Genomic DNA, 26078 nt, shown 5'->3' on the forward strand with positions numbered 1-26078 from the left:
GCTGGCTTGGCGGCTGGTTTCGCAGCAGCAGGTTTAGCAGCTGGCTTGGCGGCTGGTTTCGCAGCAGCGGTTTTGGCAGCAGGCTTGGCGGCTGGCTTGGCGGTAGCTTTGGCCGGAGCTTTCACGGCAACCGCTTTTGCAGGGGTACGCGCGCCCAACACTTTGGCTACGGCTTCCTTCACACGACCAACGCCCTGGGCCAGTTTCAGGCTTTCTTGAGCGTCTTTTTTGAGTTGGGAAATGTAGGTGCGGGTTTCAGCTTGGCGATCCTTGAGGGCGTCCAGCAGGTCCTCAAGTTCTTTGACAGCGTCTTTGGCTTTGGCTTGTGCCTTGGCCTTGCCGGCAGTGGCGGCGTCTTGCAGTTTGGTGCGGGATTTGTGCAGCTTCTCTTGCGCTTTACCGCGTTGTTTTTCCAGCTTGGCGAGCAGCTTTTCTGCATCGGCCAACGCTTGGGAACAAGCGCTTTCCAGGTGTTCGAGCAAGCTGCCCGACAGTTGTTGGAGTAAATGCAACGGGGTATTAACAGGCTTCTGTTTGGCCGACATGGTTTACCTCCTGGCTGACGTGGGTGCGGCTCATACTAGCCCTCTGCTCTTACCGCCGCTAGGGCATGTTGACAGTATCGTTTGCGTTGCGTTGCAACGTGCGAAAATTCTTATCGATATAACGAAAAACCGCGCCACTTTTTACCCACCCACACTGGCATAATCCGTCGCACTTTCGGCGGGAGGATGCCCATGTCGCGTTACCTTTTTCTAGTGCTTGGCCTGGCGGTTTGCACAGCCAATGCGGGCGAGCAAACGCCGTCCAAAACGACGGCCCCAGACCCGCACGACCTCGCCTACAGCCTAGGTGCCAGCCTGGGCGAGCGCTTGCGCCAAGAGGTTCCCGACCTGCAGATTCAGGCATTGCTCGAAGGTCTCAAACAAGCCTATCAAGGCAAACCCCTGGCTCTGGACAATGCGCGCATTGAACAGGTGCTCGCCCAGCACGAAGCTCAAAGCGAAGCCGATGCCCAGGTTCCACAAACCGAAAAAGCGCTCGCCGCCGAGCAGCAATTTTTAGCCAAGGAAAAAGCACTGAGTGGCGTGCGCGAATTGGCGGATGGCATCCTGCTCACCGAGCTCTCGCCCGGCAGTGGCAGCAAGCCATTGGCCAGTGATGAGGTACAGGTCAAATACGTGGGGCGATTGCCCGATGGGACCGTCTTCGATCAGAGCACGCAACCGCAGTGGTTCCGCCTGGACAGCGTAATCAGCGGCTGGAGCAGCGCCTTGCAGCAGATGCCGGTCGGCGCGAAATGGCGCTTGGTGATTCCTTCTGCCCAGGCCTATGGCGCCGACGGCGCAGGTGAGTTGATCCCACCCTACTCGCCCCTCGTATTCGAGATCGAACTGCTCGGAACCCGCCACTGACCCCATAAAAAACGGTGCGCCATGCGCACCGTTTTTTTATCTCGCCATCAGGGGTCAGGCCTGGGTGGCGGACTCTTCCTTGTGCGCGTTGTGCAGCACTTCGATCAGGCAATCTTCCAGCTCGAATCGCTCGTGAAGCAGCGCGCCCAGCTCTTTGAATTTTGCCGCCACGCAGTTGCCGGCGTCGCACAGATCGGTGAACGCCAGCAACTTTTCAGTGATGACGTCGATACGCGGATAAATGGTTTCGGCAAGGTCCAGGCCACGCTGATCGTCAAAGGCTTCCGCCTCCTTGGTCAGTTGCTCGTAGACCCCGAAGTGGCCAGCAGACACGTAGTCCACCAAGACCCCACAGAAATCCTGCAATGGTTCGCGGTTCTGGGACAATGCTTCGGGCTTGGCACCGAGAGCATCAAAGGCCCGAACCAGTTCGTGACGTGCCTTCAGCCAGCTGTCGATCAGCTTGTGCACTCCACCCCAGCGTTCCTGAGCATTCTGACAACTTTCCAGCATGATGATCTCTCTTCCCTAGTAGGGGCGCTGCCGCCTGGTGCCCGCGCAACACTTCAAGGATAAAGCAGCAACCGGACAAGGCTGCATCTGACAAACGGTTTTACTGATGCGTGCGGGCCAGATTATGCCCGCATGACTATGGCTTCAAGGTACGCAGGACAGAAAGTTCATACAAGTGTTTAATCCCGTCCTACTACCTTCGGCCCACACTCAGCGCTTTGCCAACCCCGAGGGCTGGCTCAAAAACAGTCGTGAAAACTGCAGGACACCAAGGATCAGCATCGCCACGAAGCACAACAGGCTCCATTCAGGCAGGCTCAAGTCAAACAGCGTCCAATTGATCTCGACGCAGTCCACGGAGCCTTTGACCGTCGATTGCAAGGCCTGCCAAAACGACAGGTTTTCAAGCATGGACTGCAAGCTGGGCCAGCAGTCAGCCGGCTGATCCGATGCGACATTTTGCAGCAACACCTGGCGCACAGCGGTGACCGCTCCCAGCAATGCACACCCCATGCTGGCCACCCCGTACAGGATGACCGCAGAGCGCTTGGGGTTATGAAGGGCGGCCACCAGGTTGATCACGGTGAATGTCGCCACATAAATGCGTTGGACCTGGCACAGGAAGCAGGGGCGTAGCAGCGCGCCGTACTCGACATAAAAAGACGCGCCCAACGTCAGCGCACCCGCCAGGAAGGCCAGGAAAAACAAGGAGCGTGAAGGGGCCAAAGACATTGTTGATCCGTACCGCAGGAGACAGGCCGCTACGGTAGAGGAAAGGCCTGACTCCTTTCAATACGCGCTGGAGCAGACGATTCGGCGAGGGCATGAGGATATGCCGTCAGAGTCTGGATGACTTGGGGCGGCCAAGAGTAGGAATTTGCTTCCTCATCTACTTGCCCCTGTATTTACAGGGAATCGAAGGGCTGGCTCCAGAAAATTCCGAGCCAGCCTCCGCTTGCTTTCCTACTTCACGCTCGCACGGGCACTGGCAAGGGTGACGCCAGCAAACGGTTGTCCAGAAGTCCCAGACCTTCCTGGAACAACTGGTTACTGCGTTCAGTGTCACCCAGTTGCGCAAGCAACCGTGCCAACTCGGCACAGGCTTCAGGATTGCGCTGCACCTGCAGGCTGCTTTCAAGGTAGTCCCGCGCCTTGCCCCACAAACTGTTCTGCAGGCACAGGCGGCCCAACGTCAGCAGCAGGCTGGCATCGCCCGGGTGGTCCTTGAGCCAGCCTTCGGCAAACTTCAACTGGCGGGCCGGATCGCTACCACGCAGCAGACCATAGAGCCGGATCAAGTGGCTGTCATAGCCGCGCTTGATAGCGCCACGCAACACTTCCTCAGCCTTCGTATCGGCACCCAATCGGCGCAGTTGCTCGGCGTAGGCCAAGACCAATGGCGGCTCCTGACGCTGGGCAGACGTGAGTTGTTCCCACGCACGCTCAAGGGACTGCAACCCGGCTTCACTCTGGTCTTCACGCTGGGCTGCCAGGCTGAGGTTCTCACCCCAGGCACGGCGCTCGAGTTCGGCCAGCTCCGGGGGTGGCAAAACCTTGTCTTTGCGCAGCTCAGGCATCAGCCGAATCACCGACGACCAATCGCCGCGCTGCTGATGCAGGCGTTGCAACTGGCGCAGCACCTGGGCGTTATGCGGGTGGCGCTCGTGCATCGCCTGCAAGGTGGTCAGCGCACCCTCGGTATCACCACGGTCCAGTTGCAATTGCGCATGGCTCAGGGCAACCGCCAACTCAGCTTGGGGTTGACGCTCCAGGGCGCGCTCCAACAAACCGTCGGACTCTTCATAACGCCCCTGCTCGTTGGCCGCACGCGCAGCACCGAGGTAGTAAAGCAGCGGCTGGCGCTCGGCTTCTGCGGCACGGTGCAAGTGGCGTTCGGCGCTGGCCCAGCGGCCTTCGGCAAGGTCCATCTGGCCCTGCTCGATCGCAATCTGTACGCGCCGGCTGCGGTTGCGCCGCGACCACGGGTTGACCACCCCACCCGACGTCGTGAGCAGGCTCAGCAGCACGCGGATCAGGTAGATCGCCAAGCCGAGCACAAATACCGCCACCAGCGTGGCCCACAGGCTCGACTCGTAATGCAACAGATGGGGATAGGTAATCAACACGTAGCCGGTGTGTTTCGAAATGCCCACGGCCAGTGCCAGGGCGATCGCAACGGCCAGCACCAGGATCACATAGAAACGCTTCATCGGCTCTACTCCTGGGTCGCCGGCGTACCCGCCGCCGCCTTGGCTTCATCAGCAGACAGGTGACGACGATCCAGGTAGGCCTGCACCGCCGCAAGGCTCGCCGCCAGGTCCGGTGTCACCACCGAAACGGCCTTGGGCTCAAGTTCGGCGATACGCGCAAGCATGGCCTTGCTCTGCGGATTGTCCTGATTGAAGTTGTCCTGCAACACGCTGCGCGCTTCGCCGAGGGCACGGCTGTACACCGCCGTTTCGCCATTGAGCGCGGCCCACTGCGCCTGCTCGAGTGCCAGGCTCAACGCCAGGCGTACCTGGTTCAAGCCCTGGCCGGCGAGCAGCGGACGGATGTTGTCATCCGGGTTGAAGTCGATGCGGAAGTAACGGGAAATCTGCTCCCACCATTGGCTCCAGCGGCTTTCCGTATCGGTGGTCGGGCGCCCTTGCGAGGCCGGCTCGGTGAGTTGGTATTCCGGCGCGATGGCTGCCAGTTGCACCACCTGGTCACGCAACGCTGCCAGTTGCAGGTACAGCCCGGTACGGTCCGGCTGCTCGACACTGCGCAGGGCAACAAGGCTCTTGGCCAACTGCTCACGCGCGGCATAGGAACCTGGGTCGCTCTGCTCACGCAGAATTTCGTCGGCACCCTGCACCAGCGCCTGGGCACTGTTGATGTCCTGCAGGGCAGAAAGGCGCAAGCTGGCCAGACGGATCAGGTGCTCGGCTTCTGCCAGGCGCCAGTCCTGGCGGCTGGCACCCAGCACGGTTTCCAGGCGCTGGCTCAGGCGTTGCTGATCGCCTTGTAGTTGGGCGACCAGACGACGACGCTCCTCCAGTTCATCTGCGGCGGGCAGCTGTGCCAGGCGTGCAGCCAGTTGCTGCTGGCTCTGCTTGAGCGACTGGGATTGGTCATCGAGGGTCTGCACCTGCCCCAGCTGTTGCTGGCTGCTGGCTTGCAGGGCACGGACCTGCCAGATCCCCCAACCGCCGGCAGCAACCCCTGCGGCGCCGAGCAACAGGGCCACGACTGCCAGACCATTGCCACGACGTGGCGCGGTGACCGGTGGCTCAACCGGCGCACTCAGTGCGGGCTGGGCTTCTTCTTTAGGCAAGGCTGTTTCGCTCACGTATCCGTCCTTTGCGTATTCAGAGAGTGGGAGCGGCTTGCCTCATGGGACAGAGCTGCGCAACGCCACTAACAAAGCCGCGGCACTCGCGCCGCGACAATCCACAACTTTTTCTGCGCCCGCCGCCCGCGCCATCTCACAGACTCGCGGGCTCGGCACGAACAACGGCAACTGTGCCACAAGCGGCCAATCCGGGCCGGCCAACGCCTGCAGGTGCAAAAAACCCTGCCCACTGCTGACCACCAGGCCATTCAAGCGTTCCAACTGGATGCGTTGCATCAGCACCCCGACGTCATAGGCCGGCAGGAAACGGCGGTACAACGCCAGATACTCGACACTAGCACCTTGCTCGCGCAAACGCTCAGCCAGCAGCTCCCGGCCGCCCTCCCCGCGCAGGATCAACACCCGTGCACCGGGCCGTGCAATCGCTTCGCGCAGGGCCGGCAGCGCCAGCAAGGCCTCGCTGTCGTCACCGGTTTGCGGATAATGAACGTCCAGGCCCTGGTCGGCCAGTACCTGCGCAGTCGCAGCACCGACACTGAACCACGGCAGTTGCGGCCAGCGTCGGTCCAACCGCTGCACAGTGAGGCGCGCAGCCGGCTTGCTGACGACGATCACCGCGCAATAGCGGCCTAGATCATCGAACACAGCCTGCTGTGCCGGGGTGATGGGTAAAGGTTCGGTGTCCAGCAAGGGCAGGCTGCTGCTGAAGATGCCCGCATCGGACAACGTCGCCACCAGTGCTGCCGACTCCTCGGCAGGCCGCGTCAGCAGCACACGCCAGTCGGTCACTGTGGACCGGCCTCGCCATAGACTTTCTGCAGAATGGCGCCGGCGCCTTTTTCCAGCAGCTCTTCGGCCACCTGGATACCCAGGGCCGTGGCATCGCGTTGCGGGCCGCGCACCTGGGCGGTGAGCAAGGTACCGCCCTCAGGGTCGCCCACCAGGCCGCGCAACCACAGGTTTTCACCCTCAAGCACGGCGTAGCAGGCGATCGGCACCTGGCAGCCGCCGTTGAGGTGCTTGTTCAAGGCGCGTTCGGCGGTCACACGGACTTCGGTGTCGGGGTGATCGAGAGGCTTGAGCAGCGCGTGGATTTCACTGTCGGCGGTACGGCATTCGATGCCCACGGCGCCCTGCCCGCCTGCTGGCAGGCTGTCTTCGACGCTGATGGCCGAGGTGATGCGATCCTCGAAACCCAGGCGGATCAGGCCGGCGGCGGCGAGAATGATCGCGTCATACTCACCCGCATCCAACTTGGCCAGGCGCGTATTGACGTTGCCCCGCAGGAAGCGGATCTGCAGGTCCGGGCGGCGGGTCAGCAACTGTGCCTGGCGACGCAGGCTGGAGGTGCCGACGATGCTGCCCAGGGGCAGATCATCCAAGGAGGCGTAGGTGTTGGAAACGAAGGCATCACGTGGGTCTTCACGCTCGCAAATGCAGTACAGGCCCAGGCCTTCAGGGAAGTCCATCGGCACGTCTTTCATGGAGTGCACGGCGATGTCGGCTTCGTTTTCCAGCAGCGCGGTTTCCAGCTCCTTGACGAAAAGCCCCTTGCCGCCGATCTTCGACAGCGGCGAGTCGAGCAGCTTGTCGCCGCGACTGACCATGGGCACCAGGGACACTTTGAGGCCCGGATGGGCCTGCTCAAGGCGTGCTTTGACGTATTCGGCCTGCCACAAGGCCAGGGCGCTTTTACGGGTGGCGATGCGGATTTCGCGAGAGGACATGGATCAATCCGTACTGAATAGATACGGCAGATAATAACAGCTCAGGCAAATACGCTTTGATTTGAATCAGCAAGTGCGGGGCCTCCCTGGCCGCGCCGCACCGGGATAAGACATTATGGCCTGGCTCCAGCCCTTGGGCTAAAGATGCTGCATCATCTTGCGCACACCGGCCACATGGCGGCGACTGACGATCAGAGCGTCGCCGTTAAGCCCCTTGAGGAACAATTGGAAGTGCCCCAGTGGCGTGCGTTGCAGGCGTTCTATTCGCTCACGGGCAACCAGCGCGTTGCGGTGGATGCGCACGAAACGATCGCCAAATTCATCTTCAAGGGCCTTGAGTGGCTCGTCGAGCAACACCTCGCCGGCCTCGTGGCGCAGCGTCACGTACTTGTGATCGGCAATGAAGTAGACCACCTGGCTCAGGGGAATCAGCTCGATGCCTTTGCGGGTACGCGCACTGATATGGCTGCGCGGTCCATTGCCGCTCTGGGCTGCCGGCTGAGTCAAGGCGGCAAGCTGGACGCGGGTTGGGCGCTCGGCCTTTTTCAGGGCCTTGAGCAAGGCGTCGCCCGTCACCGGCCTGGTGAGGAAGCTGACACCGCTGGCTTCCAGCGTCTCCGCGGAAAACTCTTCAGCGGTTGCGCAAAAGACCACGGCAGGTGGCGACTCTCGCTCGCTCAATCGGGCCGCAACTTGCAAGCCATCGAGGCCCGGCATACGGATATCGAGCAACACCACATCCGGCTTGAGGCTGTCGATTAGCGCCAACGCCTCTTCACCGGTGGTGGCGCTCGGTTCAAGGACTGTATAACCCTCAAGTTCACTGACCAGTCGGCTCAGTCGCTCGCGGGCTTGGGGTTCGTCATCAACGATCAGGACATTCATATTGCGCTGGATTCCTGCGTGAGTCTCGCACAAGGATAGCGTAGACAGGTGCGGTGACTTGCGTCACAGCGATCCACGCTAAGACTAGCGCGAGCGGCAAAAAGTGCCCCGAGAGCGGCACCCATATTTACCCGGACCTGTTCAATTGCGCCCAAGACCTGCTGCCTTCGGGCACTGTCGTAGGGTTTGCTGATACACAATCCGAATACCCCCCTTTTTAAATGGATAGTCTGGGTTCTGACCGCATCACCCGACTTTGGTGCATTCACGCTCTATCAGTGCAACTGTAGACGCTCACTGAGACGACATTGTGCAATCGTCAAATATCGTTTCAATAAACCGCTGCCCCCAGTCTCTTCCCGGACGCGTTCGGCGGCAAGGCACTTAGCCATCCTTCGCACAAATAAAAATGCCGACCACCCGCAGCACCGCGTTCCCGGGCAACCCTGTTATTATCGCCGGCACACCTCAACGCCTCTTTTAAGCAGATCACGAGCGAATCCATGAGCACCGACAAGACCAACCAGTCCTGGGGCGGCCGCTTCAGTGAACCCGTCGACGCCTTCGTCGCCCGCTTCACCGCCTCCGTCACGTTCGACCAGCGCCTCTACCGCCACGACATCATGGGCTCTATCGCCCACGCGACGATGCTGGCCAAGGTCGGCGTACTGACCGACGCCGAGCGCGACAGCATCATCGACGGCCTGACCACCATCCGTGGCGAGATCGAGGCCGGTACGTTCGACTGGCGCGTCGATCTGGAAGACGTGCACATGAACATCGAAGCCCGCCTCACCGACCGCATCGGTGTGACCGGCAAGAAACTGCACACCGGCCGTAGCCGTAACGACCAGGTGGCCACCGACATCCGCCTGTGGCTGCGTGACGAAATCGATCTGATCCTGGGCGAAATCACCCGCCTGCAAAAAGGTCTGCTGGAGCAGGCCGAGCGCGAGTCGGGCACCATCATGCCGGGCTTCACCCACCTGCAAACAGCGCAGCCTGTGACCTTTGGCCACCACCTGCTGGCCTGGTTCGAAATGCTCAGCCGCGACTACGAGCGCCTGGTGGATTGCCGCAAGCGCGCCAACCGCATGCCCCTGGGCAGCGCCGCACTGGCCGGCACCACCTACCCGATCGACCGCGAATACACCGCACAACTGCTGGGTTTTGACGCCGTAGGCGGCAACTCCCTGGACGGCGTGTCGGACCGCGACTTCGCCATCGAATTCTGCGCCGCCGCCAGCATCGCGATGATGCACCTGTCGCGCTTCTCCGAAGAGCTGGTGCTGTGGACCAGCGCGCAATTCCAGTTCATCGACCTGCCGGACCGCTTCTGCACCGGCAGCTCGATCATGCCGCAAAAGAAAAACCCCGACGTACCTGAGCTGGTACGTGGCAAGAGCGGCCGCGTATTCGGCGCGCTGATGGGCCTGCTGACCCTGATGAAAGGCCAACCTCTGGCCTACAACAAGGACAACCAGGAAGACAAGGAACCGCTGTTCGACGCCGCCGACACCCTGCGCGACTCACTGCGTGCCTTTGCCGACATGATCCCGGCGATCAAGCCCAAGCACGCGATCATGCGTGAAGCGGCGCTGCGCGGTTTCTCCACCGCCACCGACTTGGCGGACTACCTGGTTCGCCGTGGCCTGCCGTTCCGCGACTGCCACGAAATTGTCGGCCACGCGGTGAAATACGGCGTAGACACCGGCAAGGACCTGGCGGAAATGAGCCTGGAAGAACTGCGTCAGTTCAGCGACCAGATCGAGCAGGACGTGTTCGCCGTGCTGACCCTGGAAGGTTCGGTGAATGCCCGTAACCACGTGGGCGGCACAGCACCGGCGCAGGTCAAGGCAGCCGTCGCACGCGGCCAGGCCCTGCTCGCCAGCCGCTAGACCTCGTTTTCTGCTGCAACGCGGTCAACCCTCTGGGAGCGGGCTTGGTCGCGAAAGCGGTATTTCAGTCACCGATACATTGACTGATCCACCGCTTTCGCGAGCAAGCCCGCTCCCACATTTTGAGCTGCGCTCGTCGTAATTATTTTTTTGCCGCAATCATCGCCATAAACGCCGGCATCGCGGCTTCCCTGTCCGCCGCAACCTTCTGCGCATTGGGCATGGCATGCAGCTTGTCCAGCAGCGCTTTCGCCTTAGGCATCTCAGCCAGAAAATCCAGCCCAAACAACTTCTCGCCCACCACGCAGGCGAGGTTCATGCTGTACATGAAATACAGATCGGCAAGCGTGAAGCTCTCCCCGGCGACATAGGGTGCGAACTTGCCATGTCGCCCCAGCGCCCCCACCCCCAGCAGCAATTCGGCCTTGGATTTGTCCTTGATCGCCTCCGGCACCGGCATACCGAAAAACGCTTCAGCGAAACAGGCGCGGGCTGGCAACTCGATGTACAGCTCGATTTCCCGACACAGCGCCAGCACCTGAGCGCGCTGGAACGGCTCGGCGGGCAGCAGTGAAGGACCTTCCTGGGTTTGCTCGAGGTATTCGAGGATCACGCTGGTCTCGTTGATAAACCCCTGCTTGACGCCCAGTACCGGCACCTTGCCTCGCGGGCTGACCGCCAAGGCTTCGGGGGTTTGGCCAGCGTAAAAAGGCACCTCTTCGAAAGGCAGCCCTTTCTCCAGCAACGCCAGCTTGACCATGTTGTAGTAGTTGCTGACCGAAAAACCGTAGAGCTTGAGCATTGCAGGTGCCTCCAGGCCGGGTATGGGGTTGGCTGCATGAGTTATAGATCCGAAGCGTCCACCTGACCAGCAGCATCACCCGCCTGAATGGGCGTAGACTGGCGCCCTTTCCTTGAGGAGCCTGCCATGAGCGAGCCGACCGATATCGACAACGACGAAGAAGAATTCGCCGAGACCACCCTGATCGAAGCGATCGAAAACCAGATCGAAAGCGAAAACCCGCCTGCCGCCAAGGCCACGTTCAACAAGCTGACCCTGGTGGGTTACGAGCGTGAAGACATCCTGCAAATGATGGCCCACGTGCTGGCCGTCGAGATCGACGCTTTGCTGGAAGAGGACCGCGCGTTCAATACCGAATGGTATGAAACTGCACTGCGCGCGCTGCCGACGCTGCCGCCTGAAAAGCAATAACCCCGGCACACTCAACACGCTGGACAGTTCGGCAAAGTGCGTTCACCTTATGGCCTGCTAGCCTCTAATAAATTCTTAGAAAGTCTGGAGTCCTTATGTCGTATACCCCTGAGTTGGTTGCCGAACTGGAAATCCTTGTACTCTTCCCCCTGGACAGCACCAAAGAAGGCCTGAAAGTCCATCAGACCGCCTCCCCGACTGCCATCGCCGCTGCCAAACGCCTCCACGCCAAAGGGCTGATCGACCAGCCAGACGGAGGCTACCTGACCAGCCTCGGCCGTGACGCTGCGGAGCAGGCCCAAACCCTGCTGACCATCTTGACCACCGCCCATACCAAAGAAGCTGCCTGACACGTGATATCGCCCATGGAGTCCGCCGATTGCGGATTCCGAGGGCGTTGCTGTGGGTCGATAAAATTCTGACGTCAAAAACCTTTTACCTCTAAACCTCCTACGCTTCTGACTGTAAACTCCTACATGGCCGCCCACGTCGGGCCCTGCAGCCTGCGAAGCCGAAATGACCCGCACCCATGAAATCCGCCCCGACCTGGACGAAGGCATCGACCGCAAGGTGCTGGCCCAGTTGCGCGCGCGTTTCATGGCCCTCAACGAAGGCCGTATGGCCAGGGCAATCGAGGGGCTGACACCGCGTCAGCAAAGCGTGCTGACACTGCTGCCGCTGTTTTTCCACGTCAACCACCCGCTGTTGCCAGGCTATGTTTCGGGCAGCACGCCTGCCGGGCTGTCGAACTTCGAACCCGACGCCCAGGCCCTGACCGAAGCCCAGCGCCTGACCCGTTCCTTTTCCTATAAGCCGCGCCATGGCAACCCGCCCCGCCCTATCCACGGCCTGTTCCTGATGGGCAGCCTCGGCACCCTGGCCCAGGCGGACCAGAGCGACATGGACGTGTGGGTGTGCCACGCGCCGGACCTGGGCGAAAACGAACTGGCCGAACTGCGCAAGAAATGCCAGTTGCTGGAAACCTGGGCGCTGAGCATGGGGGCCGAGGCGCATTTCTTCCTGATCGAGCCCACACGCTTTGTGCTGGGTGAGCGCGACACCCAGCTCAGCTCCGACGACTGCGGCACCACCCAGCACTACCTGCTGCTGGACGAGTTCTATCGCACCGCCATCTGGCTGGCCGGGCGCACGCCGATCTGGTGGTTGGTGCCGGTGTATGAAGAAACCCGCTATGCCGAGTTCACCCACGCGCTGATCTCCAAGCGCTTTATCCGCGCGGATGAAACCCTCGACCTCGGCCACCTGGCGCACATTCCTCCGGGGGAGTTCATTGGTGCCGGCCTGTGGCAACTGTTCAAGGGCATCGAATCGCCCTACAAGTCCGTGCTCAAGCTGCTGCTCACCGAGGTCTACGCCAGCGAACACCCCAACGTGCAGTGCCTGAGCCTGCGCTTCAAACGCGCGGTATTCGCCAACCAGATGGACCTGGACGAGCTGGACCCTTACATCGTGGTCTACCGCCGCATCGAGGAGCACCTCAAGGCGCGCAACGAGCCGGAACGCCTGGAGCTGGTACGGCGCGCGCTGTACCTGAAGGTCAATCGCAAGCTCAGCGCCGGCAAGGGCAGCACAAGCTGGCAGCGCTTGCTGCTTGAGCGCCTGGCCCATGAATGGGGCTGGGACCAGCGTCAACTGGCGCTGCTGGACAGTCGCAGCCAGTGGAAAGTGCGCCAGGTGGCGTCCGAGCGCCGCGCCCTGGTCAATGAGCTGAACTACAGTTACCGCTTCCTGACCCAGTTTGCCCGCACCGAACAGACCGTCAGCCTGATCAACAAGCGCGACCTCAATGTGCTGGGCCGGCGCCTGTACGCAGCGTTTGAACGCAAGGCCGGCAAGGTCGAGTTCATCAACCCGGGGATCGCCCCGGATCTGGCCGAAGACACCCTCACCCTGGTGCAGTCGCCCAACCGCAAGGAGCCGGGCCAGCACCATTGGGGCCTGTACAACGGCAACCTCACCGCCCTGGAATGGGAGCACTTTGCGCCGATCAAGCGCAGTCGCGATCTGTTGGAGATGCTGACCTGGTGCCATCGCAACGGCGTGATCGACACCAGCACACGCCTGGCCCTGCACCCGGGCACCAGCGACATGACCGAGTTCGAGCTGTTCAACCTGCTCGGCAGCCTGCAGCAGACCATCGCCCTGCCCCTAGCCAGCGTCGACGAAGAACGCCTGCTGCGCTCGGCGGTGCCGGAGGACGTGTTGCTGCTGATTAACGTCGGGGTCGACCCGCTCAAGCATCACCGCGACCTGAACATCCTGATGACCACCGAGCGTACCGACTCCCTGAGCTACGCCGGGGTGCGCGACAACCTGGTGCTGACCCTGGACCAGGTCACGCTCAATAGCTGGAACGAGGTGATGGTCAGCCGCTACGACGGCCCCCACGCCTTGCTCGACTGCCTGCGCGACTACCTCAACCAACTGCCGTCAGATCACCTGCCCCGGCTGCGGGTGCGCTGCTTCTGTCACAATCGTGCGCAATTCATTGCACAGCGCGTCGAGGAAATTTTCGACACGGCGCAAAACCTGCTGCTGGGCCAGGGCAACCATCGCTACCTGCTCCAAGTGCAGCAGCATTATCACGTCATGGAGCTGATGCCGGGGCAAGCCACCCATGTCTCGTTGCCGACCCAGGAGGCGCTGATCGCCTACCTCAGCGAAGAGCTGGCCAGCTACAGCCCGCTGCACCTGGACGCCATGGCCCTGGAGGACCATGACCTGGCACTGCTGCTACCCATGGGTCAGGCCGATTGCGTGCAGGTGTTCTACAGGGTCAACGAGGGGTTCGCCGAGCTGTACGTGCTGGATGAGTTCAATGCGCTGTGGCAACAGCGCCTGCCATTTCATGATGAACAAAGCCTGTTGGCGCCGTTGCAGCGCTTCCTGCAATCGATCATCTATCGTCGCGAGGCGCTCTCGCCCCTGAACACTCAACACCCCTTGGGCGGTGTGCAAACCCTGTATTACCAGTTATTACCGTCTGGCAGTACCCGTGCTCGCGGCATCGAACCACGGCCAGCGCCGCAGAACCCGGCGAACAAGCCGTTCTACGATGTGCAGGCGATCATCGGGAAGGCGGCGCCGGGTTTGGTTGGCATCACCCTGTATTGCAACCAGCGGGAATTTTCCGAGTTGGAATTTGGTGACCAGTTGTTTGCCGTGGTGGCCCAGGAGATTGTCGGGCAGCGCCGCGAGACCGAGCGCTACCGCTGCTACATCACCGACCTCGACCTGTCCGGCCTGCTCGGTGATGTGCAAAGCCCTAGCAACCTGTACCTGCGCTACAAGGCCGAGCTGGAGCTGTCGCTCAACGAGGCGTTGAGCCAGCTTTAGAGAGGAAACGCGCCGCCGTCTTTCGGCTGGCCTTCAACGCTGAGCAATTCCAGCTTGAGGGTCTTGCCACCGGGAGCCGGCCAGTCGATGTGCTGGCCCACTTGCAGGCCCAGCAAGGCGCTGCCCACCGGTGCCAGGATCGAAATCTTGCCCTCGTCGGCATTCGCGTGCTTCGGATAGACCAGGGTCAGATGGTAGTCCTTGCCACTGCCCTGCTCACGGCAATGCACGCTGGAGTTCATGGTCACGACACCCGCAGGCACTTCATCGTGGCCAACCACGTCTTCGGCGCGGTCGAGTTCGGCTTGCAACGCTTCGACGCCGGGAGATTCGTCGCCCAGGCGGTCGATCAGTTGCTCCAGACGCTGCACGTCAAGACGGGTGAGGATGATGGACGGTGCGGTGGTCATGATTCAGGCAGACTCCTTTTTTCTGCACAAAAAAGCAAAACCCCGCCAGAAAAAGGCGGGGTTCTCACGGGCCTCGATGAGTTGAGGCGTACCCGGACACTACCACAGCGTCACAAATAAACAAGACGACCTCAGGCGCGCGCCTTGCGCTGTTCGGCCTCGGCGCAGATCACCCGGCGCCGCGCATCGTCGGCGGAGCGCCATTCCCGGATGTCTTCCACGTGGCGGAAGCAACCGAGGCAGACTTTTTGCTCATCCAGGCGACACAAACTGATACAAGGTGACGGCACCGCCGGGCTGACATTACTGAACAGCGGCTTGGGCGGACGGACGGGTGCAGGCTGGGTCACGGTCAGTTCTCGTCCTGCCCCAACTCATCAAAGTCCAGCGCTTCGCCGGTATATTCCTCGACCAGCCGCGCGAGCATTTCACCCAACAGCTCCTCACTCTTGTCGCACTGCCATTTGCCGCTTTCTTCGTCATAGTCGAAGTGAACGCCACCGGAACGTGCTGCCAGCCACAGCTGACGCAAAGGCTCCTGGCGGCTGAAGATCAATTGCTGACCGCTCTCGAACTTGACGGTCAGCACGCCCGCCGAGTTTTCCAGGTCCACGTCCAGGCCGCTGTCGTCGAAAATATCTTCCAGCGCCTGCTGGGTCGAATCCACCAGGTCGTGAAAACGGGCTTCGGTCAAACTCATTGTGGCAACCTCAAAAGTGTCTGGTTTTGCTCAAGCGCCGCACGATACGGGCGAGCTTCGCCGATTGCAAAGGATACCGATTTCATCACAGGTGACGGCATGAAATATCCTCAGCCAGCGTAGTACGCATCCGAACTCTCTCGGCAAAGCCCCGCCAGACGGGTATTCCAGCGCATAGGCAAGCTGGCGGGTGGTCGGTATACTCGGGCGCAATTAATGCATATTCAAGGATTTCGCCATGAAGCGCCTGATCTCTTCTCTTGCTGCGCTCGTCGCGGTCGCTTGCCTCGTTAGTGCCTGTGGTCAAAAAGGCCCGCTGTACCTGCCCGATGACAGCAAAGACCCGAATGAACAGGCGCAATCGTCGCAAAAGCCAGCCAAAGCGCATAAGCACGACACCTACGAATAAGGGAAACCCATGGACGCTTTTAACTACCGGGACGGCGAGCTGTTCGCGGAAGGCGTGGCGTTGTCCGCGATTGCCCAGCGCTTTGGCACCCCGACCTATGTGTACTCCCGTGCGCATATCGAAGCCCAGTACCGTTCTTTCACCGACGCCCTCGACGGCGTGCCGCACCTGGTGTGCTACGCGGTCAAGGCCAACTCCAACCTGGGTGTATTGAATGTCCTGGCGCGATTGGGCGCTGGTTTTGACATCGTCTCCCGTGGCGAGCTGGAACGTGTGCTGGCCGCTGGCGGCACGGCTGACAAGATCGTGTTCTCCGGTGTCGGCAAGACCCGTGAAGACATGCGCCGCGCCCTGGAAGTCGGCGTGCATTGCTTCAATATCGAATCCACCGACGAGCTCGAACGCCTGCAGGTCGTGGCCGCCGAGATGGGCGTTCGTGCGCCGATTTCCCTGCGCGTCAACCCGGACGTCGACGCCGGCACCCACCCCTACATTTCCACCGGTCTCAAAGAGAACAAGTTCGGCATCGCCATTGCCGACGCCGAGGACGTGTACATCCGCGCCGCCCAGCTGCCGAACCTGGAAGTGCTGGGTGTCGACTGCCATATCGGTTCGCAACTGACCAGCCTGCCGCCGTTCCTGGATGCGCTCGACCGCCTGCTGGCGCTGATCGACCGCCTCGGCGAATGCGGCATCTACCTGCACCACATCGACCTCGGTGGCGGCGTGGGTGTGCGCTACCGCGACGAAGAGCCGCCGCTGATCGCCGACTACATCCAGGCAGTACGCGAGCGCATCGAGGGCCGCGACCTGACGCTGATGTTCGAGCCAGGCCGCTACATCGTGGCCAATGCCGGTGTGCTGCTGACCCAGGTCGAGTACCTCAAGCACACTGAGCACAAGGATTTCGCCATCGTCGACGCGGCGATGAACGACCTTATCCGCCCGGCCCTGTACCAGGCCTGGATGAATGTCACTGCCGTGACGCCTCGCCAAAGCGAAGCCCGCGCCTATGACATCGTCGGCCCGATCTGCGAGACCGGCGACTTCCTCGCCAAGGATCGTCAGCTGGCCCTGGAAGAAGGCGACCTGCTGGCCGTGCATTCGGCCGGTGCCTATGGGTTTGTCATGAGTTCCAACTACAACACCCGCGGTCGTACCGCCGAGGTGCTGGTGGACGGTGATCAAGCGTTTGAAGTGCGTCGCCGCGAGACGGTAGCCGAGTTGTATGCTGGCGAAAGCCTGCTGCCGGAGTAAGCCATGCTGCTGCGTTTTACCAAGATGCACGGGCTGGGTAATGACTTCATGGTCCTGGACCTGGTCAGCCAGCACGCGCATATCCTGCCCAAGCACGCCAAACAGTGGGGCGACCGTCACACCGGGATTGGTTTCGACCAACTGCTGATCGTCGAGGCGCCGAGCAACCCGGAGGTGGATTTCCGCTACCGGATCTTCAACTCCGACGGTTCCGAAGTGGAGCAGTGCGGCAACGGTGCCCGCTGCTTCGCCCGCTTCGTGCTGGATAAGCGCCTGACCGCCAAGCGGCAGATCCGCGTCGAGACCAAGAGCGGCGTGATCGAGCTGGATATCCGCAGCGACGGCCAGATCAGCGTCAACATGGGCGCGCCACGCCTGGTGCCGGCAGACATCCCGTTCCAGGCCACCGAGCAGGCGTCCAGCTACGCGGTCGACGTCGACGGCCAGATCGTCGACCTGGCAGCGGTCTCCATGGGCAACCCCCATGCGGTGCTGCGGGTCAATGACATCAACAACGCCCCCGTGCATGAACTGGGGCCGAAGATCGAACACCACCCGCGCTTTCCGGCACGGGTCAATGTGGGCTTCCTGCAGGTGATCGACCGTTCCCGCGCGCAACTGCGCGTTTGGGAGCGCGGCGCCGGCGAAACCCAGGCCTGCGGCACCGGTGCTTGCGCCGCTGCCGTGGCCGCGATCAGCCAGGGATGGATGGATTCGCCCCTGCTGATCGACCTGCCCGGTGGACGCCTGTCCATCGAATGGGCAGGCCCTGGCCACCCGGTGATGATGACCGGGCCGGCCTCGCGCGTATACGAAGGACAGGTCCGTCTATGAGTGAGCCAAGCCAATGACCGATAAGCCTCAAGTACCCGCACATGCGTCCCCGAGCGAAAGTCTGGAGGCCGCCGCCGTCGCGGCGTACCTTGAGGCTAATCCGGACTTCTTCGTCGAACACGAAGAGTTGCTGCCGGCCCTGCGCATTCCCCACCGGCGTGGCGACACCGTGTCGCTGGTGGAGCGGCAGATGAAGATCCTGCGCGAGCGCAATATCGAAATGCGCCACAAGCTCTCGCACTTGATGGACGTCGCCCGCGACAACGATCGCCTGTTCGAGAAAACCCGCCGCCTGATCCTGACCCTGATGGACGCCACCAGCCTGGAAGAAACGGTGATCGCCGTGGAAGACAGCCTGCGCCAGGACTTCCAGGTGCCCTTTGTCAGCCTGATCCTGTTCAGCGACAACCCGATGCCGGTGGGACGCTGGGTCAGCGGCGGCGAAGCGCAGACCGCCATTGGCGGCTTGCTGTCCGAAGGCAAGACCATCAGTGGCACCTTGCGTGAGCATGAGCTGGACTTCCTGTTTGGCGCCGAGCAGCGCAAGCAGATCGGCTCCACCGCCGTGGTTGCCCTCAGCCACCAAGGCTTGCATGGCGTACTCGCCATCGCCAGCCGCGACCCTGCGCACTACAAAAGCTCGGTGGGCACGCTGTTCCTGACCTACATCGCCGAAGTGCTGGGCCGCGTGCTGCCACGCTTCACCACCGCCTTGCGCGCGGTGCGCTAGCCATGGAACGGCAACTGGACGCTTATTGCGCTCACCTGCGCAACGAGCGCCAGGTGTCGCCCCATACGCTGGAAGCGTACCGACGGGATTTGAACAAAGTCCTGGCGTACTGCGAAAAGCAGCAGATCAGCAGCTGGAAGGCCCTGGACATCCAGAGCCTGCGCAGCCTGATCGCACGCCTGCACCAGGCCGGGCAATCCTCGCGCAGTCTGTCCCGCCTGCTGTCGGCAGTGCGTGGGCTCTATCACTACTTGAACCGTGAAGGCCTGTGCGATCACGACCCGGCCAATGGCCTGTCGCCGCCCAAAGGCGAACGGCGCCTGCCCAAGACCCTCGACACTGATCGTGCCTTGCAGCTTCTGGACGGTGCTGTCGAAGATGACTTCCTCGCCCATCGCGACCAGGCGATTCTTGAACTGTTCTACTCCTCGGGGCTGCGCCTGTCGGAGCTGACCGGCTTGAACCTCGACCAACTGGACCTGGCGGACGGCCTGGTACAAGTACTCGGCAAGGGCAGCAAAACCCGCGTACTGCCAGTGGGCAGGAAGGCCCGGGAAGCCTTGCAACTGTGGTTGCCGCTGCGCGCCCTGGCCAACCCCGTGGACGACGCAGTGTTCATCAGCCAGCAAGGCCGACGCCTGGGGCCACGGGCGATTCAAGTGCGGGTCAAGGCAGCCGGCGAACGCGAGCTGGGGCAGAACCTGCATCCCCATATGCTGCGGCACTCCTTTGCCAGCCATATGCTGGAATCGTCCCAGGACCTGCGCGCAGTGCAGGAACTGCTCGGCCACTCCGACATCAAGACCACGCAGATCTACACCCATCTGGACTTCCAACACCTGGCAACGGTGTACGACAGCGCCCATCCACGGGCCAAACGCATCAAGGGCGGCGACTCATGAGTATCAAGCTGATCACCTTCGACCTGGACGACACGCTCTGGGACAACGTACCGGTCATCATCAGCGCCGAAGCGTCGATGCGCGAATGGCTGGCGGTTAACGCGTCCAAGGTCGGCGACTTGCCCCTGGAGCATTTCGCCAGCCTGCGCCAGCAAGTGCTGGAGCGTCATCCCGAGCTCAAACACCGCATCAGCATCTTGCGGCATCGCGTGTTGATGCATGCGTTCGAAGAGGCCGGATATGCACAACCACAAGCTACGGAAATGGCGGATGTGTGTTTTGAAGCGTTCATTCATGCGCGCCATCAACTCACCCCGTTCCCCGAAGCCGAGCCCATGCTCCAGGCCCTGCGCCAGCACTTCCTGCTGGGGGTGATCACCAACGGCAACGCCGATGTGCAACGCGTTGGCCTGGCCGAATACTTCCACTTTGCCTTGCGTGCCGAAGACATCGGCATTGCCAAGCCGGATGCGCGGTTGTTTCAGGAGGCGTTGCAACGTGGCGGCGTGGACGCGAGCCAGGCGGTGCATATTGGCGATCATCCGGGAGATGACATCGCCGGGGCACAGCAGGCGGGGCTGCGGGCGGTGTGGTTCAACCCGACGGGTAAGGTGTGGGACGCGGATAAGCGCCCGGATGCAGAAATCCGCAGCTTGAACGAGCTGCCGCCACTGCTGCGCAACTGGCAGTAACACCAGCGATCAAAATGTGGGAGCGGGCTTGCTCGCGAATGCGGTGGGTCAGCCAGCTCATCTGGTACTGATACACCGCATTCGCGAGCAAGCCCGCTCCCACATTAGATTCACAGTGACTTGTAGAAAAACTTATTCCAGGCATGAAAAAGCCCGCAGCGACGGCGGGCTCTTTCCTACAAGCAGGTGGCTGACCTCAGATAGGTCGGCTGCCGTACTTGTTATCCGGCTTCTTCGGTGGATCTGCCACCACGTTGGCCTCGACTTCCTGCACTTTGCCGCCTTTGGCGAGGAATTCTTCCATCGCACGGGCCAGCGCATCGCGCTCTTTGTTCTTGGCTTCAACGCTCGGCAGTTCGTCTACCGACACAGCAGCCTTGGCTTTGCCTTTGGCGGCTGGAGCAGGTACATCATCGCCACCGTCGTCGTCAGCAACGTCTTCCGCCGCCGCTTCAAGACCTTCTTCGGTGTCGTCTTCGTCACCTACTTCGAGTTCGTCGTTTTCCAGATCATCGTCGCTCATGTTCTACCTCATGACTTGCGAAAAGCAGATTAGTTATAGCCCAGCTTCACCAACTGTCGAAGGCTGCCGGAAAAAAATCAACATCCACTGGATTTCCAGTGGCTTATGCCTCTTCACCGTGCAAGGTGACGAGGACTTTACGAGCACCGCCATGATCACGGTGCTCGCCCAGATAAACACCTTGCCAGGTCCCCATCGCCAAGCGGCCGGCCTTGACCGGCAAACTCAGCTGGCAGCCCAGGAGACTGGCCTTGAAGTGCGCCGGCAGGTCATCCGGACCTTCGTCGTTGTGTTCGAATCCGGCGCGGCCTTGCGGCACCAGCGAATTGAAGTAACGCTCGAAGTCACGGCGAACCGCCGGATCGGCATTCTCGTTGACGGTCAACGAGGCCGAGGTGTGCTGCAGCCACAGGTGCAAAAGCCCCACACGACAGGCCTTCAATTCAGGCAAGCCGGCCAGCAACTCATCGGTCACCAGGTGAAAGCCCCGGGGCTTTGCCCGCAGGGTAATCAGGGTCTGTTGCCACATACAGTTCTCCGCCCATCGGCGCGCATTCTAGCGCGCTCTGGGAAAAAACAAAGTGTCGAATACGCCTACATGCCTGTAAGACATTCGCATGCTCAAAAGTGCCGCGTGCGCCCCATCACAAACTCGACGCAAAAACCGGTACAGCGCCCTATGACTGACAAACACCAGACAAAAAAATGCCCGGCAAGCCGGGCATCTTTTTTTCGCGTACTTACAAGTTGTAGCCGCGTTCGTTGTGTTGCGCCAGGTCGAGGCCAACCGCCTCTTCTTCTTCGGTAACCCGCAGCCCCATCACGGCATCCAGCACCTTGAGGATGATGAAGGTCACGATGGCCGTGTAGATCACGGTGAAGCCGACGCCTTTGCACTGGATCCAGACTTGCGCCGCGATGTCAGTGGTGGCCGCGTTGAAGCCGCCCAGCGAAGGGGCAGCGAACACGCCGGTCAGGATCGCGCCGAGGATACCGCCGATGCCGTGCACGCCGAAGGCGTCCAGGGAGTCGTCGTAGCCCAGTTTGCGTTTCAGGGTAGTGGCGCAGAAGAAGCACACCACGCCCGCTGCCAGGCCGATCACCAGGGCGCCCATCGGGCCCACGGTGCCAGCGGCCGGAGTGATTGCGACCAGGCCAGCCACGACACCCGAGGCAATGCCCAGTGCGCTTGGCTTACCGTGGGTGACCCACTCGGCGAACATCCAGCCCAGGGCCGCAGCAGCGGTCGCGATCTGGGTAACCAGCATCGCCATGCCGGCAGTGCCGTTAGCCGCCGCAGCGGAACCGGCGTTGAAGCCGAACCAGCCGACCCACAGCATCGCCGCGCCCACCAGGGTGTAACCCAGGTTGTGCGGTGCCATTGGCGTGGTCGGGAAACCTTTGCGCTTGCCCAGTACCAGGCACGCCACCAGGCCAGCCACACCGGCGTTGATGTGCACTACGGTGCCGCCAGCGAAGTCCAGCACGCCCCAGTCGCCCAGCAACGAACCCGGACCGCCCCATACCATGTGGGCAATCGGCGCGTAGACCAGGGTGAACCAGACGCCCATGAAGATTAGCATCGCGGAGAACTTCATGCGCTCGGCGAAAGCACCGACGATCAGCGCAGGGGTGATGATGGCGAAGGTCATCTGGAAGGTGACGAACACCGCTTCAGGGAACAGCGCCGCAGGGCCGGTGATGCTTGCCGGGGTGACGCCCGACAGGAACAACTTGGACAGGCCGCCCACGAAAGAGTTGAAGTTGACGACGCCTGCTTCCATGCCGGTGGTGTCGAACGCCATGCTGTAGCCGTAGACAAACCACAGAATGGTGATCAGGCCGGTGATGGCGAAGCACTGCATCATCACGGACAGAATGTTTTTGGAGCGAACCATGCCGCCGTAGAACAGCGCCAGGCCCGGAATGGTCATGAACAGTACCAGCGCGGTGGATGTGAGCATCCACGCGGTGTCGCCGGAATTGAGGACTGGAGCAGGGGCTGGATCCGCCGCCAATGCCAGGGCCGGCATTACGAGGGACAACAGGGCTCCTAGCCCTGCGAATTTACGCAGAGTCATATTGTTTTCTCCTGGGGCGTTGGGGTTTGGCGGCTTAGATTGCGTCGGTATCGGTTTCGCCGGTACGGATGCGAATAGCCTGTTCCAGATTGACCACGAAGATCTTGCCGTCACCGATCTTGCCGGTGTTGGCGGCCTTGGTTATCGCCTCGATAACCCGGTCAAGATCCTTGTCGTCAATGGCGACATCAATCTTCACCTTCGGCAGGAAATCGACCACGTATTCCGCGCCGCGATACAGCTCGGTGTGACCCTTCTGCCGACCGAAGCCTTTGACCTCAGTAACGGTAATGCCCTGCACGCCGATCTCGGACAACGACTCGCGTACATCGTCCAACTTGAACGGCTTGATGATGGCAGTGACTAGCTTCATGAAAACTCTCTCCCGAATTGGTGGACTTGCCCCAGGAAAACAAACCCGTCTCAAGTCTAAGCGCAGTGCCTGGCTTTGTAACGCGTCGTCGCCTCGGCATTTGCCTTTGCGACGCCAGCGAACCACTGGTGACGAAACCTGTACCCCTGATCCGTCGGCGCACTGCATTCGTCACAGCGACTGCATCAGTGCATGGGTCATGATCGTCTAAGCAGAAACCTTGCCAGCTCCGTAAAAATCACTGAAATCAGTCCTTTGCCCACTTATGCCAACCTCTGGGGCTTTTTCGCGGCGGCAATGCGCACAAAAACAGTGCGCCACTGCCCGCCCCACTGCGCGAAAAGCGTGCGCGCCCGCCCGTGAAAAAGACTATAGACGGTGCGTGGTACACTGCCGGCCAACAGTTTTCCGGAATATTTCCCATGCTCGCGCCCAAAGACCTCCTCGACGCCCTGAGCGGCCACGCCTCTCGCCTGTTCAGCGGCGACACCCCGCTGCCCCGCAACGAAATCGAAAGCCAGTTCAAGGCGCTGCTGCAAAGCGGCTTCAGCAAACTCGACCTGGTCAGCCGGGAAGAGTTTGATAGCCAGATGGTCGTGCTGGCCCGTACGCGTGCACGGCTGGAGAGCCTGGAGGCGAAGGTGGCAGAGCTGGAAGCACGGCTGACACCGCCCACTGAATAACGCCGCCCTCTGTAGGAGCTGGCTTGCCAGCGATGAGGCCCTCAGGCTCAACACCTGCCTCCAGGTCGCCATCGCCGGCAAGCCGGCTCCTACAGGTTACCGATACGTTCTGTAAAACCTCCCCCGCCTCGCTCTCTCCCACCTCGTCTACCCTTGAAAAACCGCAGGAAGCGGCCCTCCATTCAAGGAACGAGCATGTCCCTCGCCATCGTCCACAGCCGCGCCCAAATCGGCGTTGAAGCCCCTGCCGTCACCGTCGAAGTGCACATGGCCAACGGCCTGCCATCCCTGACCCTGGTCGGCCTGCCCGAAACCGCCGTCAAGGAGAGCAAAGACCGCGTACGCAGCGCGATCCTCAACAGCGCACTGCAATACCCCGCCCGCCGTATCACCCTCAACCTCGCGCCCGCCGACCTGCCCAAGGACGGCGGGCGTTTTGATCTGGCGATTGCCCTGGGGATCCTCGCGGCCAGCGTGCAGGTGCCGTCGTTGATGCTCGACGATGTGGAATGCCTGGGAGAACTTGCGCTGTCGGGCGAGGTGCGCGCAGTGAAGGGAGTGTTGCCAGCTGCGCTGGCGGCACGCAAGGCCGGGCGCACCGTGATAGTGCCCCGGGCGAATGCCGAGGAGGCGTGCCTGGCGGCGGGGTTGAAGGTGATCGCGGCGGACCATCTGCTGCAAGTGGTGGCGCACCTCAATGGGCATCAGCCCATCGAGCCCTACACATCTGATGGTTTGCAGTACCTGAACAAACCTTACCCGGACTTGAGCGAAGTCCAGGGTCAACTGGCAGCCAAGCGTGCGCTGCTGATCGCGGCGGCGGGCGCGCATAACCTGCTGATGTTGTGTGACAAAACACCCAATCGCTTTTGATAGAAGTTCCAGTTCTAGGAATGAAACGGTTATAGTGAGTCCGGCTGTGACCCCAACACTAAAACGGATGTGACTTTATAAGGATACATAATGCAAGTTTCGATTATCGCGCAGCCCGGCCAACAACTTGGGAACGAAATATCAAACCTATTAGACTCGGGCTACATTTTCCAAGAAATAGCGTTTGTATCCGCATTTGTTGGGTTACGGGCTGTTCTTCGACTGAAAGACAAATTTCAAAATCACGCCCAAAACAACAGTCGCATTAACTTCACTGTCGGAATTGATCTTGGTGGCACAAGCAAAGATGTCCTAGAAGAACTGAATTCCTGGCCAGCAACAACTCACATCGTTCACAACCCTATTCCAAGAATTACATTTCATCCGAAACTATACTACTTCAAGTCACAAAACTTTGCTGTTTTGTATGTGGGGTCAAACAACTGGACAGATGGCGGACTTTACACAAACTACGAATTAGCCACCAAATATGAATTCGCCTTCCCCCAAGACGAACACAATTTTCATAACATAATTATGCAGTTGCAACAATTCCTAAACCCCAGTGGACTAACGACTCAATTGCTTACATCACAATTGATTCACGAATTGTCACAACGTGGAACCATTGTTTCGGAGCAAGAAGCAAGAAGACGGCGCAACTATACGGTTAACCCAGTGGGCGCTGGACTCCCGCCAAATCCGTTTAGTCCAATGGCACATCCCTTGCCACCGCTGCTGCCTAGCCACTTGCGCGCACGCGAGCAAGCGGTTGCTCCCGCTCCTATGATTCAGAACCCACCAGTATTTCAGCCAAATGTCAGGCCTACCGGAGTACTTGTATGGCGTAAACTGCTCTCAGCGAGTGACGTTCTATCTACAAGGCCAGGATCGAACCCTGTAGGGGGCGTACGCTTGACCCAGGCGCGCTTTGAGGTAGCGAATGAACGCATAGATCAGACCGAATACTTCCGAAATTTGTTCAGCAACTATCATTGGCAGCAAGAACTGGGTAGAAATCGAAATTCCAGTCAAGAAGTCGCAGTCATCCCAATGAGGATTTCAATTAGAAATCACGATTATGGAGTGCATTTCTTCGAAGTTAGTCACAAGCCCGACGGCGAAGCAGGTCAGAACAACTATACAACGATACTGCGCTGGGGGCGGGAATTCACACCAATTATCCCAGGTCTAAATCTGACGGATCACTGGCTATCCCTCTACGAGACAACGGACCCTGAGGTCCGATTCTATATTGACATCCCGTAG

Annotated in this window: 29 protein-coding genes and 1 pseudogene; 14 read left to right on the plus strand and 16 right to left on the minus strand. The window is 60.7% G+C overall.

Features of this window, described 5'->3' with window-relative positions; all coding sequences use genetic code 11:
- On the minus strand, window positions 1–545 hold a 545-nt coding region (locus HX803_RS10160), incomplete at its 3' end, for an AlgP family protein (RefSeq protein WP_218646998.1).
- A 192-nt stretch (window positions 546–737) separates the two neighbouring features.
- Here HX803_RS10160 and HX803_RS10165 point away from each other — a divergent pair.
- Window positions 738–1415, plus strand: a complete 678-nt coding sequence (locus tag HX803_RS10165; protein WP_178920272.1) for an FKBP-type peptidyl-prolyl cis-trans isomerase — start codon at window positions 738–740, stop codon at window positions 1413–1415.
- A 54-nt stretch (window positions 1416–1469) separates the two neighbouring features.
- Here the strand turns inward: HX803_RS10165 and rsd are convergent, their stop codons facing one another.
- The 7 genes from rsd to HX803_RS10195 all read right to left on the minus strand — a co-directional run bounded on the left by rsd (window position 1470) and on the right by HX803_RS10195 (window position 7874).
- Window positions 1470–1928, minus strand: a complete 459-nt coding sequence (rsd, locus tag HX803_RS10170; protein ID WP_178920275.1) for a sigma D regulator — start codon at window positions 1926–1928, stop codon at window positions 1470–1472.
- 210 nt (window positions 1929–2138) lie between these two features.
- Window positions 2139–2660: a disulfide bond formation protein B gene (locus HX803_RS10175; RefSeq protein WP_178920276.1), complete on the minus strand. Its 522-nt coding sequence runs from the start codon at window positions 2658–2660 to the stop codon at window positions 2139–2141.
- 236 nt (window positions 2661–2896) lie between these two features.
- Entirely contained in the window at window positions 2897–4138 is a 1242-nt protein-coding gene (locus HX803_RS10180) for a heme biosynthesis protein HemY (protein ID WP_178920278.1), read from the minus strand.
- Between the two features lie 5 nt (window positions 4139–4143).
- Window positions 4144–5259 carry a uroporphyrinogen-III C-methyltransferase gene (locus tag HX803_RS32670; protein WP_259172365.1) on the minus strand — a complete coding sequence of 372 codons (1116 nt, stop codon included), beginning with the start codon at window positions 5257–5259 and terminating at the stop codon, window positions 4144–4146.
- Between the two features lie 42 nt (window positions 5260–5301).
- Window positions 5302–6051 (minus strand): uroporphyrinogen-III synthase, encoded by a 750-nt coding sequence (locus HX803_RS32675; RefSeq protein WP_372339906.1) that lies wholly within the window; start codon window positions 6049–6051, stop codon window positions 5302–5304.
- Window positions 6048–6989 (minus strand): hydroxymethylbilane synthase, encoded by a 942-nt coding sequence (gene hemC / locus HX803_RS10190; RefSeq protein WP_178920280.1) that lies wholly within the window; start codon window positions 6987–6989, stop codon window positions 6048–6050. The genes HX803_RS32675 and hemC overlap by 4 nt, the downstream gene beginning before the upstream one ends.
- Window positions 6990–7127: 138 nt before the next feature.
- On the minus strand, window positions 7128–7874 hold the full coding sequence (locus tag HX803_RS10195; RefSeq protein WP_178920282.1) for a LytTR family DNA-binding domain-containing protein: 747 nt from the start codon (window positions 7872–7874) through the stop codon (window positions 7128–7130).
- A 503-nt stretch (window positions 7875–8377) separates the two neighbouring features.
- On the opposite strand from HX803_RS10195, the gene argH reads away from it, so the two are divergent.
- On the plus strand, window positions 8378–9772 hold the full coding sequence (gene argH, locus HX803_RS10200; RefSeq protein WP_176994423.1) for an argininosuccinate lyase: 1395 nt from the start codon (window positions 8378–8380) through the stop codon (window positions 9770–9772).
- Between the two features lie 142 nt (window positions 9773–9914).
- Here argH and HX803_RS10205 read toward each other — a convergent pair whose 3' ends face one another.
- Window positions 9915–10574, minus strand: coding sequence for a glutathione S-transferase family protein (locus HX803_RS10205; protein ID WP_178920284.1), 660 nt, complete (start codon window positions 10572–10574; stop codon window positions 9915–9917).
- A gap of 126 nt (window positions 10575–10700) precedes the next feature.
- Between HX803_RS10205 and HX803_RS10210 the strand changes: the two genes are divergently transcribed.
- From HX803_RS10210 to HX803_RS10220, 3 genes are all read left to right on the plus strand, one after another.
- Window positions 10701–10985 (plus strand): hypothetical protein, encoded by a 285-nt coding sequence (locus HX803_RS10210; protein ID WP_178920286.1) that lies wholly within the window; start codon window positions 10701–10703, stop codon window positions 10983–10985.
- Between the two features lie 95 nt (window positions 10986–11080).
- The gene (locus tag HX803_RS10215) at window positions 11081–11335 is read left to right on the plus strand and encodes a TIGR02647 family protein (RefSeq protein WP_178920288.1); all 255 of its coding nucleotides are present in this window, start codon (window positions 11081–11083) and stop codon (window positions 11333–11335) included.
- Between the two features lie 166 nt (window positions 11336–11501).
- Complete coding sequence (locus HX803_RS10220) at window positions 11502–14342, plus strand: class I adenylate cyclase (protein WP_178920291.1); 2841 nt, start codon at window positions 11502–11504, stop codon at window positions 14340–14342.
- On the opposite strand, the gene rnk is transcribed toward HX803_RS10220, so the two are convergent.
- The 3 genes from rnk to cyaY form a co-directional block, all read right to left on the minus strand.
- Entirely contained in the window at window positions 14339–14752 is a 414-nt protein-coding gene (rnk, locus tag HX803_RS10225) for a nucleoside diphosphate kinase regulator (protein WP_135311347.1), read from the minus strand. The two genes, HX803_RS10220 and rnk, sit on opposite strands and share 4 nt — an antisense overlap.
- Window positions 14753–14883: 131 nt before the next feature.
- Window positions 14884–15102 carry a DUF1289 domain-containing protein gene (locus HX803_RS10230; protein WP_046070059.1) on the minus strand — a complete coding sequence of 73 codons (219 nt, stop codon included), beginning with the start codon at window positions 15100–15102 and terminating at the stop codon, window positions 14884–14886.
- Between the two features lie 2 nt (window positions 15103–15104).
- Window positions 15105–15452: an iron donor protein CyaY gene (cyaY, locus tag HX803_RS10235; RefSeq protein WP_016975873.1), complete on the minus strand. Its 348-nt coding sequence runs from the start codon at window positions 15450–15452 to the stop codon at window positions 15105–15107.
- A gap of 238 nt (window positions 15453–15690) precedes the next feature.
- Here cyaY and HX803_RS10240 point away from each other — a divergent pair, with 238 nt between their 5' ends.
- The 6 genes from HX803_RS10240 to HX803_RS10265 are packed head-to-tail and all read left to right on the plus strand — an operon-like array spanning window position 15691 to window position 20276.
- Window positions 15691–15861, plus strand: coding sequence for a lipoprotein (locus HX803_RS10240; RefSeq protein WP_034110232.1), 171 nt, complete (start codon window positions 15691–15693; stop codon window positions 15859–15861).
- 9 nt (window positions 15862–15870) lie between these two features.
- Window positions 15871–17118 carry a diaminopimelate decarboxylase gene (lysA, locus tag HX803_RS10245; protein WP_178920292.1) on the plus strand — a complete coding sequence of 416 codons (1248 nt, stop codon included), beginning with the start codon at window positions 15871–15873 and terminating at the stop codon, window positions 17116–17118.
- Between the two features lie 3 nt (window positions 17119–17121).
- Window positions 17122–17952: a diaminopimelate epimerase gene (dapF, locus tag HX803_RS10250; protein WP_178920294.1), complete on the plus strand. Its 831-nt coding sequence runs from the start codon at window positions 17122–17124 to the stop codon at window positions 17950–17952.
- 13 nt (window positions 17953–17965) lie between these two features.
- Entirely contained in the window at window positions 17966–18682 is a 717-nt protein-coding gene (locus tag HX803_RS10255; RefSeq protein WP_178920296.1) for a DUF484 family protein, read from the plus strand.
- Between the two features lie 2 nt (window positions 18683–18684).
- Window positions 18685–19584, plus strand: a complete 900-nt coding sequence (xerC, locus tag HX803_RS10260) for a tyrosine recombinase XerC (RefSeq protein ID WP_178920298.1) — start codon at window positions 18685–18687, stop codon at window positions 19582–19584.
- Window positions 19581–20276, plus strand: a complete 696-nt coding sequence (locus HX803_RS10265) for an HAD family hydrolase (protein WP_178920300.1) — start codon at window positions 19581–19583, stop codon at window positions 20274–20276. Before xerC ends, HX803_RS10265 begins: the two co-directional genes overlap by 4 nt.
- A gap of 196 nt (window positions 20277–20472) precedes the next feature.
- Here the strand turns inward: HX803_RS10265 and sutA are convergent, their stop codons facing one another.
- The 4 genes from sutA to glnK form a co-directional block, all read right to left on the minus strand.
- A complete protein-coding gene (gene sutA, locus HX803_RS10270; protein ID WP_178920302.1) occupies window positions 20473–20799 on the minus strand; it encodes a transcriptional regulator SutA in 327 nt (108 codons plus the stop codon).
- Window positions 20800–20902: 103 nt separating this feature from the next.
- Complete coding sequence (locus tag HX803_RS10275) at window positions 20903–21328, minus strand: secondary thiamine-phosphate synthase enzyme YjbQ (RefSeq protein ID WP_178920304.1); 426 nt, start codon at window positions 21326–21328, stop codon at window positions 20903–20905.
- A gap of 211 nt (window positions 21329–21539) precedes the next feature.
- A complete protein-coding gene (locus HX803_RS10280) occupies window positions 21540–22880 on the minus strand; it encodes an ammonium transporter (protein ID WP_176994434.1) in 1341 nt (446 codons plus the stop codon).
- 34 nt (window positions 22881–22914) lie between these two features.
- Window positions 22915–23253 (minus strand): P-II family nitrogen regulator, encoded by a 339-nt coding sequence (gene glnK, locus HX803_RS10285; RefSeq protein ID WP_002555808.1) that lies wholly within the window; start codon window positions 23251–23253, stop codon window positions 22915–22917.
- Between the two features lie 422 nt (window positions 23254–23675).
- Here glnK and HX803_RS10290 point away from each other — a divergent pair, with 422 nt between their 5' ends.
- The 3 genes and pseudogenes from HX803_RS10290 (at window position 23676) to HX803_RS10300 (ending at window position 26078) form a co-directional block, all read left to right on the plus strand.
- Window positions 23676–23936, plus strand: a complete 261-nt coding sequence (locus HX803_RS10290; protein WP_025856328.1) for an accessory factor UbiK family protein — start codon at window positions 23676–23678, stop codon at window positions 23934–23936.
- 195 nt (window positions 23937–24131) lie between these two features.
- Window positions 24132–24776: pseudogene (locus HX803_RS10295) on the plus strand (magnesium chelatase domain-containing protein); the annotation flags it as partial.
- A 123-nt stretch (window positions 24777–24899) separates the two neighbouring features.
- Complete coding sequence (locus tag HX803_RS10300) at window positions 24900–26078, plus strand: phospholipase D family protein (RefSeq protein WP_178920305.1); 1179 nt, start codon at window positions 24900–24902, stop codon at window positions 26076–26078.

It is taken from the genome of Pseudomonas sp. P7548 (genome assembly GCF_013386585.1).
Classification (GTDB): Bacteria; Pseudomonadota; Gammaproteobacteria; order Pseudomonadales; family Pseudomonadaceae; genus Aquipseudomonas.